Source organism: Microbacterium insulae (assembly GCF_042677065.1).
Classification (GTDB): domain Bacteria; phylum Actinomycetota; class Actinomycetes; order Actinomycetales; family Microbacteriaceae; genus Microbacterium; species Microbacterium insulae.
Window position 1 is genome coordinate 2,128,206 of record NZ_JBHTII010000001.1, and the last position, 12,466, is coordinate 2,140,671.

General features: G+C 70.4%; 10 protein-coding genes. 4 read left to right on the forward strand and 6 right to left on the reverse strand.

Annotation, left to right across the window (positions count from 1 at the left end; translation table 11 throughout):
* Window positions 1–3 precede the first annotated feature (3 nt).
* The 6 genes from ACFQ0P_RS09835 to ACFQ0P_RS09860 all read right to left on the reverse strand — a co-directional run bounded on the left by ACFQ0P_RS09835 (window position 4) and on the right by ACFQ0P_RS09860 (window position 7,855).
* Window positions 4–1,050: an ATP-dependent DNA ligase gene (locus ACFQ0P_RS09835; protein WP_204978516.1), complete on the reverse strand. Its 1,047-nt coding sequence runs from the start codon at window positions 1,048–1,050 to the stop codon at window positions 4–6.
* A gap of 304 nt (window positions 1,051–1,354) precedes the next feature.
* Window positions 1,355–2,509 carry an AI-2E family transporter gene (locus ACFQ0P_RS09840; RefSeq protein ID WP_204978517.1) on the reverse strand — a complete coding sequence of 385 codons (1,155 nt, stop codon included), beginning with the start codon at window positions 2,507–2,509 and terminating at the stop codon, window positions 1,355–1,357.
* Window positions 2,510–2,573: 64 nt separating this feature from the next.
* On the reverse strand, window positions 2,574–3,806 hold the full coding sequence (locus tag ACFQ0P_RS09845) for an acyl-CoA dehydrogenase family protein (RefSeq protein ID WP_204978518.1): 1,233 nt from the start codon (window positions 3,804–3,806) through the stop codon (window positions 2,574–2,576).
* A gap of 87 nt (window positions 3,807–3,893) precedes the next feature.
* On the reverse strand, window positions 3,894–4,409 hold the full coding sequence (locus tag ACFQ0P_RS09850; protein WP_204978519.1) for a hypothetical protein: 516 nt from the start codon (window positions 4,407–4,409) through the stop codon (window positions 3,894–3,896).
* Window positions 4,409–7,120, reverse strand: coding sequence for a cation-translocating P-type ATPase (locus ACFQ0P_RS09855; RefSeq protein WP_204978520.1), 2,712 nt, complete (start codon window positions 7,118–7,120; stop codon window positions 4,409–4,411). The genes ACFQ0P_RS09850 and ACFQ0P_RS09855 overlap by 1 nt, the downstream gene beginning before the upstream one ends.
* Before the next feature lie 54 nt (window positions 7,121–7,174).
* Window positions 7,175–7,855, reverse strand: coding sequence for a TetR family transcriptional regulator (locus tag ACFQ0P_RS09860; protein ID WP_204978521.1), 681 nt, complete (start codon window positions 7,853–7,855; stop codon window positions 7,175–7,177).
* Between the two features lie 169 nt (window positions 7,856–8,024).
* Between ACFQ0P_RS09860 and ACFQ0P_RS09865 the strand changes: the two genes are divergently transcribed.
* The 4 genes from ACFQ0P_RS09865 (at window position 8,025) to ACFQ0P_RS09880 (ending at window position 12,440) form a co-directional block, all read left to right on the forward strand.
* Window positions 8,025–9,620 (forward strand): FAD-dependent oxidoreductase, encoded by a 1,596-nt coding sequence (locus ACFQ0P_RS09865; RefSeq protein WP_204978522.1) that lies wholly within the window; start codon window positions 8,025–8,027, stop codon window positions 9,618–9,620.
* An 85-nt stretch (window positions 9,621–9,705) separates the two neighbouring features.
* On the forward strand, window positions 9,706–10,869 hold the full coding sequence (gene sucC, locus ACFQ0P_RS09870) for an ADP-forming succinate--CoA ligase subunit beta (RefSeq protein WP_204978523.1): 1,164 nt from the start codon (window positions 9,706–9,708) through the stop codon (window positions 10,867–10,869).
* Between the two features lie 30 nt (window positions 10,870–10,899).
* Window positions 10,900–11,802, forward strand: a complete 903-nt coding sequence (sucD, locus tag ACFQ0P_RS09875; protein ID WP_204978524.1) for a succinate--CoA ligase subunit alpha — start codon at window positions 10,900–10,902, stop codon at window positions 11,800–11,802.
* A 197-nt stretch (window positions 11,803–11,999) separates the two neighbouring features.
* Complete coding sequence (locus tag ACFQ0P_RS09880) at window positions 12,000–12,440, forward strand: nitroreductase family deazaflavin-dependent oxidoreductase (protein WP_204978525.1); 441 nt, start codon at window positions 12,000–12,002, stop codon at window positions 12,438–12,440.
* Window positions 12,441–12,466: the final 26 nt, after the last annotated feature.

The window sequence follows — 12,466 nt, forward strand, 5'->3', positions numbered from 1 at the left end:
GCCTCAGTCGAGCACGTCGCCCAGGTCGTAGTCCGACACGGTCTCGAGCTGGTCGTAGGTGCAGGACGCGGGGTCGCGGTCGGGACGCCAGCGCTCGAACTGCACGGTGTGGCGGAACCGCCAGCCCTCGAGCTGGTCGTACCGCACCTCGAGCACGCGCTCGGGGCGCAGGTGCACGAACGAGGAGTCCCGGTCGGGAGCGGAGAAGCGCGACTTCTCGCCCTCGCTGGTGACGGCGGCTCCGGCGTCGTCACGCTCCACGAGCGGCGCGAGCTCGTCGATGAGCTCGAGTCGCCGGGCGTTACTCCACGCGGCGACGCCGCCTACGGGGTACAGCGTGCCGTCGTCGGAGTAGAGCCCGACGAGCAGCGAGCCGACGCCGGCCCCGGACCTGTGGATGCGGTAGCCCATCGCGACGACGTCGGCGGTGCGCGCGTGCTTGATCTTGAACATCGTGCGCTTGTTCGGCGCGTAGGGCTGCGCGAGAGGCTTGGCGACGACCCCATCGAGCCCTGCACCCTCGAACTCGGCCAGCCAGCGCTCGGCGACGGCCGGATCGTCGGTGGTGCGCGTGACGTGCACGGGGTGGGGCACGTCGCCCAGGAGATCGACGAGCTCGGCGCGGCGCACCTCGAACGGCTCGCCCTGGAGATCGCGGTCACCGCGGGCGAGCAGGTCGAAGGCGATGAACATCGCGGGCGTGGCCTCGGAAAGCATGTTCACCCGCGACGCCGCCGGGTGAATGCGCTGGGTGAGCGACTCCCAGTCCAGCCGCTGTCGGCCCGGCTCGCCCTTGGGCACCACGATCTCGCCGTCGATCAGGCACGGCTCGGGCAGCAGGCGCGCGAACGCCTCGACAAGTTCTGGGAAGTAGCGCGTCAGCGGCTTGGCGCCGCGGCTGCCGATCTCGACATCCGTCCCGTCCCACGAGATGAGCGCGCGGAAGCCGTCCCACTTCGGCTCGTAGCTCAGCCCGCCCGGCGTTTTCGCCGGATCGGGCACGGCGGGCACGGACTTGGCGAGCATCGGCGCGGGGATCTCGTACGGCATGGCACCATCCTGCCCGGTGCCTCCGACGCTGGTCCGCCTCCTTCGCAGAATCGAGCGAATCTCGGAGAGTTCCGGCCGCATCCTCCGAGATTCGTGCATATCTCCGAAGCTCGCGCGGCCGGAAGGGGCGGGATGCCGCGTACGAGCGGGTCAGCCGGTGGCGGATGCCGCGTACAGCGCCGCCGCCTCGGCCCCGGCGGCTTCGTACAGGTTCGACTGTGCTCCCTAAGGGGCGCCCTCCCCATCGGGCGGATGCCCTATCTTTCGCCCTCGGGGGCCTCAGACCGGTCGGCTTCCCGCGTGATCAGGATTCGATCGGATGCTTCGGCCGCGCCCACCGCGCGGGGAGCCCGGGCCCGTCCCAGACCTGGATGACGCCCCACGCCGCCGCCGCCAGCGGCACCGCCAGCACGGCGCCGACGATGCCGCCGAGCACTGTGCCGACGGTCAGGGCGATGAGGATCACGAACGCGTGCAGCTTCATTGAGCGGCCCATGAGCACCGGCTGGAGGAAGTTGCCCTCGAGCTGGTTCACCAGGACGACGACGCCGACGACGGCGAGGGCGTTGACCCAGCCGTTGGCGACGAGCGCGACGAGGGCGGCGAGGATTCCCGCGAGCGTCGCTCCGACGATGGGGATGAACGCGAGAAGGAACACCAGCACGGCGAGCGGAACCGCGAGGGGCACCTGCAGGATCAGCAGGCCGATCAGGATGCCGATCGCGTCGACGAGGGCGACCGTCGCGGTGCCGCGCACGTAGGAGCCGAGCACCCCCACCGTCTTGTCGCCGATGCGGCGCGCCCGCACGTAGTGCTCGCCGCGGAAGGGTCGCAGGAGGAACTCCCACATCTGCGGACCGTCCTTGAGGAAGAAGAACAGGATGGTGACCAGCAGCACGAACCCCGTGAGGAAGTCGAACACCTGCCCGACGCCGGCGAGGGCGCCCGAGCCGAACTGGGCGCTCGTGATGAAGTCGGTCACCGCGGCCACCGCCTGGTCGAGCTGATCGCGCGAGAGGAAGTCGAAGGGGAGCGTCTCGATCCACGCGATGACGTTCTGGAATCCGTCCTCGGCCTGGGCGTACAGATCGTCCCACTGGTCACGGACCGCCCACACGATCAGCCATCCGAGCAGTCCCAGGATGATCACGATGCCGAGCAGGGTCAGCACCGTGGCGAGCACCGACGGTATCCCGCGGCGGCGCAGGAACCTCATCACCGGCGCGAACGCGCACGCGAGAATGAGAGCGATGACCAGCGGGATGGTCACGAGCGTGAGCGACTGCACCGCGAAGATCACGCCCGCGACGACCGCGATGACGACGATGATCTGCAGACAGCGGATCGCGAGCCGCCCGAAACCGTCGGCCCACAGGCTCCACGGCGGACGGGTCGCCCTCGGTTCGACCTCGGCGGTGGCGCGGTGGACCGGCGGGGGTGTGCTGCGGAACAGTCCCATGGCCCCGAGGCTAGCCGCGGAGCCGAGCACCCCCTCGACGGCTTGCCGCGGGCGGCCGGTCCTGCTAGGCGAAGGCGCTCATCCCCGTGATGTCGCGGCCGATGAGCAGGGCCTGGACGCTCTCGGTGCCCTCGTACGTGTGGATCGCCTCGATGTCGGCCAGGTGCTGCATGACGCCGTTCTCGAGCAGGATGCCGTTGCCGCCCAGCAGGTCGCGCGCAGTCTGCGCGATCCGGCGCGCGGCACGCGTGTTGTGGTACTTCGCAAGCGACGCCTGCGTCGGACGGAGCCCGCCGGACGACTCGAGGTCGGCCAGATGCCGGCAGTACAGCTGCATGGCGGTGAGCTCTTCGAGCATCTGGGCGAGGCGCTCCTGAACCATCTGGAACTTCGCGAGGGGCTTGCCGAACTGCGTGCGCTGCTGGGCGTAGGCGAGGGCGGCCTCGTAGCAGGCGGTCGCGTGGCCGAGGGCCGACCACGCGACGCCGGACCTGGTCGAGTAGAGGACGGTCGAGGCATCCTTGAAGCTCTTCGCACCCGGCAGCACGGCGTCGTGCGGCACACGCACGCCGTCGAGGACGATGTGAGCCTGATGGATGCCGCGCAGCGACGCCTTGCCGGTGATCACCGTGCCGGTGTAGCCCGGTGCGTCCTGCTCGACGAGGAAGCAGCGGACCGCCCCGTGCGTCTCGTCCCCGGGGGAGTCGACCCGTGCCCACACGAACGTGATGCCGCCCGATGCGCCGTTGCCGATCCACTTCTTCGCGCCGTCGAGCACCCAGGCGTCGCCCTCGCGGCGGGCCGCGGTCTCGAGCGAGACGGAGTCGCTGCCGTGGTCGGGTTCGGTGAGCGCGAACGCGGCGGGCACCTCGCCGCGCGCGACGGGCTCGAGCCAGCGTTCCTGCTGCGCGGGGCTCCCGAACAGCGCGAGGGTGCGCAGCGCGAGCCCGCCCTGAACCGCGATCACCGTGCCGAGTGACCCGTCGCCGCGCGAGACCTCCATGTTGACCAGACCCGCGGCCAGCGGAGAGAAGCGCGTGAGGTCGGGGTGATCGATGCCGTCGTTGAAGAGGTCGAGCTCGCCCATCCGCATCGCGAGGTCGATCGGGTAGGCCGCGGCATCCCACGCCTCCTGCATGCGCGTGCCGACCTCGTCGACGTAATCCTTCGCGCGCTGCCAGATCGCCCGGTCCTCGTCCGGGATGTCGGCGAACACCTGGTAGTAGTCGGTGCCGAGGCGCCCGGTGACGTCGTAGCCGTCGACGCTCTGCCCGGGGCGGGGGGTGAAGTCGCTCATGCCGCTCTCCTCTGGATCGGGTCCAGTCTAGTGGCACTCGATGTCGCCCGACGTAGGACTGAGTGTCATCGAAGCGTGCAGGCGCGATCAGGGTGCGGGCTGCCTCCGCCGTCGGACGAGGAAGTAGATCCCGATCCCGACCCCGACGGCCAGCAGCGCCAGCGGGATGAGCCACGCCATCGTGGAACCGATCGTCACCTGCTCGGGCACCGCCTCCGACGTCGGCGTCGCGGTCGCGGACGGGCTCTCCGTCGCGGTCGGACTCGGGGTGGGGGTGGCCGTCGGGGTGGGTGTCGGTGCGGGGGAGGTCGTCGGAGCAGGCGTCGGTACCACCGTCGGCTCGGGAGTCGGAAGGACGGTCGGCTCGGGTGTGGGCGTGGGCGTCGGCCGCGGGGTGCGGGTCGGGCGCGGGGTCGCGGTCGGCTCGGTCGTCGGTTCGGCGATGGGCAGTTCGATCGTGGGGGTCGGGAGGGCGGTCGGCAGTTCGATCGTCGGGGTCGGCAGCGCCGTGGGCAGGGTGATCGACCCGTCGCAGCCGCTCAGTGCAAGCGCGAGGAGGACGGATGCCGCGGCCGCGGCCCGCGCCCGCCGTGGCGACCGCATCAGGCGCCCGCCACCGCGCGTCGCGCGAGCCGGCGACGGCGCAGCCACTTCTCGATCTCGATGAACACCGGGACGACGAGCGCGAGGCCCAAGCACTGCAGCCACGCATCGCCCCCGAGGGAGGTGGTGCCGACGAGATTCTGCAGGAAGCCGATCTCGACCGCCGCGACCGTGAGCAGCGTCGGGATCGACAGCCACTTCAGCGCCACGACGATCGGTGCGCTCAGCCCCGACTCGGGGTCGCGGCGCATCACGAGGCCGCCGAAGATCGATCCGAACGCGGCGATGACGAAGGTCATGGTGACGGGCACGTTGGGCTCCGTCGAGCTGGCCTCTTCGGGGTAGAGAAGGAGTGGGACGAGAGACGTGAGGAAGATCAGCCCGCCGTAGACGAACCACATGACGACCGCGCCCCGATTGGCGATCGTCTTCTTCGGGTCGCGCGGAGGCTTCTGCATGATGCCTTCGGGCACGGGATCGAGCATGATCACGATCACCGGGAAGATCGAGATGAAGAAGTTCAGGAAGAGCACCATGATCGGCGTGAGGGGCACGCCGTCGTTGATGTCGAAGATGCTCGCGACCAGGAACAGCAGCACCAGCGAGAACAGCTGCGCCATCTGGTAGCGGACGTAGCTCACGATCTTCTCGTAGATCGAGCGACCCAGGCGCACGGCCGTGACGAGCGTGCCGAAGTTGTCGTCGACGAGGATCATCTTCCCCGCCTGCTTGGTCACATCGCTGCCCGAGCCCATCGCGACACCGATGTCGGCCTGCTTGAGGGCGGCGGCGTCGTTGACCGCATCGCCGGTCATCGCGACCACCGCGCCGTCCTCCTGCATGAGACGTGCGAGGCGCAGCTTGTCCTCGGGTGTCACCCGGCCGAAGACGTGCAGGTGCGGCAGGGCGGCCTTGAGCTCGTCGTCGCTCATCGCCTGGATCTCGGCACCGCTCGCGGCTCCCGCCCCCAGGCCGAGCTTGGCGCCGATCGCCGCCGCGGTGATGGCGTGATCGCCCGTGATCATGCGCACTTCGATGCCCGCCTCCTGGGCGATGCGCACAGCCTCCTTCGACGACGGGCGCAGCGGATCGATGATGCCGACGAGGCCGACGAAAGCGAGATCGCGCACCTCGGCCATCGGGTCGGCGGGCACCGGCGTCCCCGGCTCGAACCGCCGCACGGCGAAGGCCAGCACGCGGAGGCCCTGCTCCGACAGCGAGCGGTTCGCCTCGAGCACAGCCTCCTGCGCCGTCGCGATCGGCACCGGGCCGTCTGCGGTGTACACGTGGGAGCACCGGTCGAGCACGACATCCGGTCCGCCCTTGACGAGCGCGACGAGGCGCGTCGCCCCGTCCGCGGGGACCTCGTGGAACGTCGCCATGAACTTGTAGGCGGAATCGAAGGGCACCTCGGCCGCCCTCGGGAACTTGGCGCGCGTCAGCTCGGCGTCGGCGCCCATCTTCGCGGCGAGCACGACCAGCGCCGCCTCGGTCGGATCGCCGATCACCGCGCCGTCGTCCGACACCGTCGCGTCGCTGCACAGCGTGAGCCCCAGGGCGAGCTGAGTGAAGTCGGGCACCGGGAGGCCCACGACCTGCCGGATCTCGCCCGTCTTCTCGTACCCGCTGCCGCCGACGGAGTACCAGTCGCCTCCGAAGTACAGCGACTCGACCGTCATCTCGTTCATCGTGAGCGTGCCGGTCTTGTCGGAGTTGATCGCGCTCGTCGCCCCGAGCGTCTCGACGTCGGTGAGGTTCTTCACGACCGCCTTGTGCTCGGCCAGCTGACGCGATCCGTACGACAGCATCGCCTGCACGAACGAGGGCATGCCGGTCGGGATCGCCGAGATCGCCATCGAGATCCCGAGGAGGATGACCGACGCGATCTCCTGCCCTCGCAGCAGCCCCGTGACGATGATCACCGCGACAGCACCCCACGCGATCCAGCCCAGCACGCCGGTGAGCGAGTCGAGCTCGCGCTGCAGGGGCGATTTGGCGGGCTTGACGGCCGACAGCATCGACGCGATCTGCCCCATCTGGGTGCCCATGCCGGTGTCGGTGACGACGATCGACGCGGTGCCGCGGGTGACCAGAGTGTTCTGGAACACCATGTTCGCCCGGTCGCCGAGCGTGGTGTCGGGGTCCGCGATGGGGGCGGCATCCTTCGCGATCGGCGCGCTCTCGCCGGTGAGTGCTGCTTCCTGCGTCTCGAGCGTGGCCGATCGCACGATGCGCCCGTCGGCCGGCACGATGTCGCCCGCCTCGAGCTGGACCAGGTCGCCGGGCACGAGCTGGGTGGCGTCGACCTGCAGCAGCGACCCGTCGCGCACGACCCTCGCTTGAGGGATCTGCATCTTGGCGAGCGCGTCGACCGAGGCCTTGGCCTTGAGCTCCTGCTTCGCGCCCAGCACGACGTTGAGGACGACGAGGGCGCCCACCAGGATGCCGACGCTGATCTGGTCGATGAGCAGGCTGATGACGGCGACGGCAACGAGCATCACGTTCATCGGATCGGCCAGCTGGCGCAGGGCGACCTGCCACACCGACGGCGCGGGCTCGGCCGTGATCGAGTTGGGGCCGCGCTCGGAGAGGCGCTTCGCGGCCTCGGCGGCGGTGAGGCCGCGCTCCAGGTCGGAGCCGACGGCGGCGGCCACCGCTTCGACGTCTTGCGTGTACCAGGGGGCAGCGGGGGATGGGTCGACCGTGGTCATGGGGCCGACGGTACTCCGCGTCCGTCCGCCGAGGGGGGTGATTTTGCGCCGACGCTACTCGTCCAGCCGCACGCGGAGGCGGCGCGCGACCTCCGCGGTGGGCATCGAGCGGGGGAACACGGCGACGACGACGTCGTCGGCCGCGGCATCCCGCTCCGTCGGCGCCACGCCGAAGCGTCGGAGCGCATCGTCGAGAGCGCGCCGGAGCACCGAGACCGGTACGCGCTTGGGGCCGCGCAGCAACTGGCGAAGCACGTGGTTGTGGATCGCCGTGACGAGGGCCGAGAACCCGACGGCGTCGATCGGGTCGAGCCCGGGCAGCGATGCGCGCAGGTACTCGTCGAACAGCCGCTCGTACCGGAAGACCGTGACGATCTCGCGCTCGCGCAGCGCGGGGACCTGCCGGACGACCGCGTATCGCCGGCGCGCGAGCTCCGGGTCGGCCGCGAAGTGCGAGTAGACGAGGACGGATGCCTCGCACACCGCCCGCCACGGATCGTCGTGGTCGCCCGCGAGGAAGTCGCGGATGCGGTCCAGCAGCAGCTCGTGGTCGGCGAAGACGACGTCGTCCTTGCCTCCGAACTGACGGAAGAACGTCGAGCGCGAAACCCCGGCCGCGTGCGCGATCTGCTCCACCGACGTCTGGTCGAAACCCTGCTGGTCGAACAGCTCGAGCGCAGCGGCCACCACCGCGGCCTGCGGCGCGGTCGCGGGGACGGCGTGGGTGTCGGACATCTCGCTGGAGAGCCTAGCCCGCGACGGCCCCCGTCGAGCGACACACTTTTGCGCGAGACCGCACCTCCGGTCACGGTGCATCTCGCACAGAAGTGTCGGTCTCGACGGCGTGGGCGGTGGGGCTGTCAAGCATCTTCCCGCAACGCGGCGACAGGGGTTTGCTGGAGCGATGAACCCGATCTGGAAGCTGGATGCCGAGACGGTGAGCGGCACGCCGTTCGAACCGGGGAGGCGGCGCGACGTGGTCGTCGTCGGCGCCGGTCTGACCGGCCTGTCGACGGCGCTCATGCTCGTCCGCGAGGGCCTGGACGTCGCCGTCGTCGAGGCCGGCGAGGTCGGGGCGCTCGCGTCCGGCGCGAACACGGGAAAGCTGAGCCTCCTCCAGGGGTCCGTGTTGTCGACGCTGCGCCGTCACCACCCCGCGCACCTCGTGCGCGCGTACGTCGGGGCCAACACCGACGGTGCGGGATGGCTCACCGGCATCGCCGACGAGCTCGGCGTACCGTACTCGCACCGCGCGGCGTACTCCTACGCGCAGACGCCGCAGGGGGTCTCGACGGTCGACGCCGAGCTGCGCGCGGCGGTCGAGGCGGGTCTGGACGTGCGGCGCGTCGAACCCGATCTGCTCGCGCAGTCGCCGTTCGAGATCGTCGACGCCGTCGCACTCGACCGGCAGGTCGCGATCGACCCGCAGCGCATCCTCGTCGCCCTGGCGCAGGCGTTCGTCCGCGAGGGAGGCGTGCTGCACACCGGCGTGCGTGTCACGCGGGTCCACGCGGTGCCGCGCGCGGGCGTGGAGACGGACGCCGGGTTCGCGCCGGCCGCCCACGTCGTGCTCGCCACGGCGACGCCCATCGCCGACCGGGGGCTCTACTTCGCCAAGGTGCGGGGGCTGCGCTCGTCGTGCGTCGCATTCGCGACCGACGGCCCGCTGCCGGAGGGCATGTACCTGGCCGTCGACGGCGAGACGAAGTCGGTGCGCGCGGTCACCCCGCAGGACGGCCCCGCCGCGCACGCCCAGCTGATCGTGGGGGGCAACGGCTTCCCGGTCGGACGGGCATCCTCGCCGCAGGAGAGGGTCGACGCCCTGGTGTCGTGGACGCGACGTCGCTTCCCGGGTGCCGAGCCGGTCGCCTCGTGGTCTGCGCAGGACTACGAGTCCCACGACCTCATCCCCTTCGTGGGGGCGATGCCGAGGGGCCTGGGACGCATCCGGTTCGGGACGGGCTACGGGAAGTGGGGCCTGTCGAACGCGCCGGCCGCGGCTCTGCGGCTCACCGCGGAGATCACCCGGGTTCCCCGGCGCGAGCGCCCCGACTGGATGAACGTCATCTCGACCCGCTTCACCGTGCCCGCCGACCTCGCGCGCGGCGGCGTCGAGAACCTCCGCGTCGGATGGGAGGCGGCGTCGGGATGGCTCGGCGCCCAGGCTGCGCCGACGCCGGTGCAGCGTCCGGCCGAGGGGGAGGGCGTCGTCGCCAGCCGCGCGGGGCATCCCGTGGGCATCGCGACCATTGGCGGCCGCACGTGCGCCGTGAGCGCGGTCTGCACCCACCTCGGCGGAGTGCTGCAGTGGAACGACGCCGAGCTCACGTGGGACTGCCCGCTGCACGCGTCGCGGTTCACCGCCGACGGACGCCGCATCGAAGGACCCGCGCTGCGGGACCTCGCGCGACTGCCGCGCGTGCCGGGCGAGGAGATCGAGGATGCCTCTGCCCACGGCGCCTCCCCGGAGGCGGCGTCCGAAGCGCCCAGCGGGCGGTAGTAGGCTGGGGGACTGGTCGATATCTCGACGTCGAGACGCTTTTCGCGTCATCCCACCCCATTCGCCCCCTGCGAAGGAATGCACTGTGGATCTGTACGAGTACCAGGCACGTGACCTTTTCGAGAAGTACGGGGTGCCGGTTCTCGCCGGCATCGTCGCGGACACGCCGGAGGAGGTGCGTGCAGCGGCCGAGAAGATCGGCGGGGTCGTCGTCGTCAAGGCGCAGGTCAAGACCGGCGGTCGCGGCAAGGCCGGCGGCGTGAAGGTCGCGAAGACCCCCGACGAGGCGTTCGAGGCGGCCCAGGCCATCCTCGGCCTCGACATCAAGGGCCACGTCGTCAAGCGCGTCATGGTCGCGCAGGGCGCGCGCATCGACAAGGAGTACTACTTCTCGGTGCTGCTCGACCGGGCGAACCGCTCCTACCTGTCGCTGTGCTCCGTCGAGGGCGGCATGGAGATCGAGGAGCTCGCCGTCGAGCGTCCCGAGGCCCTCGCCCGCATCGACGTGAACCCGCTCACCGGGATCGACAAGCAGAAGGCCGTCGAGATCGCCGAGGCCGCGGGCTTCGATGCCGCGCTCGTCGACAAGGTGAGCGACGTGTTCGTCACGCTCTACGAGGTCTACAAGGGCGAGGATGCCACGCTCGTCGAGGTCAATCCCCTCGTGCTCACCGAGGAGGGCGAGGTCATCGCCCTCGACGGCAAGGTCTCGCTCGACGAGAACGCCGACTTCCGTCACGCCGGGCACGCGCTGCTCGAAGACAAGTCGGCCGCCGACCCGCTCGAGGCGAAGGCCAAGGAGAACGACCTCAACTACGTCAAGCTCGACGGCGAGGTCGGAGTCATCGGCAACGGCGCGGGCCTCGTGATGTCGACGCTCGACGTGGTGGCCTACGCCGGTGAGAAGCACGGCGGCGTCAAGCCGGCCAACTTCCTTGACATCGGCGGCGGCGCATCGGCCGAGGTCATGGCCGCGGGCCTCGACGTGATCCTCGGCGACCCGCAGGTCAAGTCGGTCTTCGTCAACGTCTTCGGCGGGATCACCGCGTGCGACGCGGTCGCGAAGGGCATCGTCGGCGCGCTGGCCGAGCTGGGGTCGAGCGCCTCGAAGCCGCTCGTCGTCCGCCTCGACGGCAACAAGGTCGAGGAGGGCCGTGCGATCCTCCGTGACGCCGGTCACCCGCTGGTGACACTCGCCGAGACCATGGACGAAGGCGCCGACAAGGCCGCCGAGCTCGCGAACGCCTGAGCCGAAGCATCCGGAAAAGGACCAACTGAAATGTCGATCTTCCTCAATAAGGACTCCAAGGTCATCGTCCAGGGCATCACCGGCGGCGAGGGCACCAAGCACACCGCGCTCATGCTGAAGGCCGGCACGCAGGTCGTCGGCGGCGTCAACGCCCGCAAGGCCGGCACGACCGTGCTGCACCACGACAAAGACGGCAACCCGGTCGAGCTGCCCGTGTTCGCGACGGTCGAAGAGGCCATCGCCGCGACCGGCGCGGACGTCTCGATCGCGTTCGTGCCCCCGGCCTTCACGAAGAGCGCGATGGTCGAGGCCATCGACGCCGAGATCCCGCTGCTCGTCGTGATCACCGAGGGCGTGCCCGTCGGCGACACCGCCGAGGCGTGGGCCTACGCGCAGGCCAAGGGCGACAAGACCCGCATCATCGGACCGAACTGCCCCGGCATCATCACGCCCGGTGAGTCGCTCGTCGGCATCACGCCGGCCAACATCGCCGGGAAGGGCCCGATCGGCCTCGTGTCGAAGTCCGGCACCCTGACGTACCAGATGATGTACGAGCTCCGAGAGATCGGATTCTCGACGGCCATCGGCATCGGCGGCGACCCGATCATCGGCACCACGCACATCGACGCGCTCGCCGCCTTCGAGGCCGACCCCGAGACCAAGGCGATCGTCATGATCGGCGAGATCGGCGGCGACGCCGAGGAGCGCGCGGCCGACTTCATCAGGGCCAACGTCACCAAGCCCGTCGTCGGCTACGTCGCCGGCTTCACCGCGCCCGAGGGCAAGACCATGGGTCACGCCGGCGCGATCGTGTCGGGCTCCGCCGGCACCGCCCAGGCCAAGAAGGAGGCCCTCGAGGCCGCCGGCGTCAAGGTCGGCAAGACGCCGAGCGAGACCGCCGAGCTCATGCGCGGCATCATCGCCGGGCTCTGACCGCAGCAGCACCGTCGGGAGGCCCCGCTTCGGCGGGGCCTCCCGCATTCCTCCCCGCGACTCGGGGCCCCGTTGAGCTGCGAGATTCGCAGGATCCCTCGAGATTCGCAGGATTCGGGGCATCCGCTGCGAATCCGGCGCGATTCTGCGAATCCGGCGCGAGCGCCCGGGGGTCGAGCGCGGGTTAGGGTGAGGGAATGCCGCTGACCGGAGAGTACAAGCCGTCCACGTCCGATTGGGCCCGCAAGCAGGCGGAGGCCTACGAAGCCTCGAACGGCCAGAAGGCCAACACCCTCCGCGGAGTGCCGATCATCGTCCTGACCTCGGTCGGAGCGAAGAGCGGAGGACTCCGCAAGACCGCACTCATGCGCGTCGAGCACGACGGGCGCTACCTCGCCGTGGCGTCGAAGGGCGGGCACCCCGACCCGCCGAACTGGTACTGGAACATCCGCAAGAACCCGCACGTCGAGTTGCAGGACGGGGCGGACAAGCGCGACTACCTCGCACGCGAGCTCTCGGGCGACGAGCGCACCGAGTGGTGGGCCCGAGCCGTCGAGGTGTGGCCCGACTACGACGCCTACCAGGCCAAGACCGATCGTCAGATCGCGATCTTCCTCCTCGAGCCCGTCGAGGGCTGACGCCCGGGCGCCCCGGACCGGGGGCG

What these genes read in the sequence shown, in the direction of transcription:
- sucD (WP_204978524.1), top strand. Translation starts at nt 10,900, where the DNA reads ATGTCGATCTTCCTCAATAAGGACTCCAAGGTCATCGTCCAGGGCATC.
- ACFQ0P_RS09840 (WP_204978517.1), bottom strand. Translation starts at nt 2,509, where the DNA reads ATGGGACTGTTCCGCAGCACACCCCCGCCGGTCCACCGCGCCACCGCC.
- ACFQ0P_RS09835 (WP_204978516.1), bottom strand. Translation starts at nt 1,050, where the DNA reads ATGCCGTACGAGATCCCCGCGCCGATGCTCGCCAAGTCCGTGCCCGCC.
- ACFQ0P_RS09855 (WP_204978520.1), bottom strand. Translation starts at nt 7,120, where the DNA reads ATGACCACGGTCGACCCATCCCCCGCTGCCCCCTGGTACACGCAAGAC.
- ACFQ0P_RS09845 (WP_204978518.1), bottom strand. Translation starts at nt 3,806, where the DNA reads ATGAGCGACTTCACCCCCCGCCCCGGGCAGAGCGTCGACGGCTACGAC.
- ACFQ0P_RS09860 (WP_204978521.1), bottom strand. Translation starts at nt 7,855, where the DNA reads ATGTCCGACACCCACGCCGTCCCCGCGACCGCGCCGCAGGCCGCGGTG.
- ACFQ0P_RS09850 (WP_204978519.1), bottom strand. Translation starts at nt 4,409, where the DNA reads ATGCGGTCGCCACGGCGGGCGCGGGCCGCGGCCGCGGCATCCGTCCTC.
- ACFQ0P_RS09865 (WP_204978522.1), top strand. Translation starts at nt 8,025, where the DNA reads ATGAACCCGATCTGGAAGCTGGATGCCGAGACGGTGAGCGGCACGCCG.
- ACFQ0P_RS09880 (WP_204978525.1), top strand. Translation starts at nt 12,000, where the DNA reads ATGCCGCTGACCGGAGAGTACAAGCCGTCCACGTCCGATTGGGCCCGC.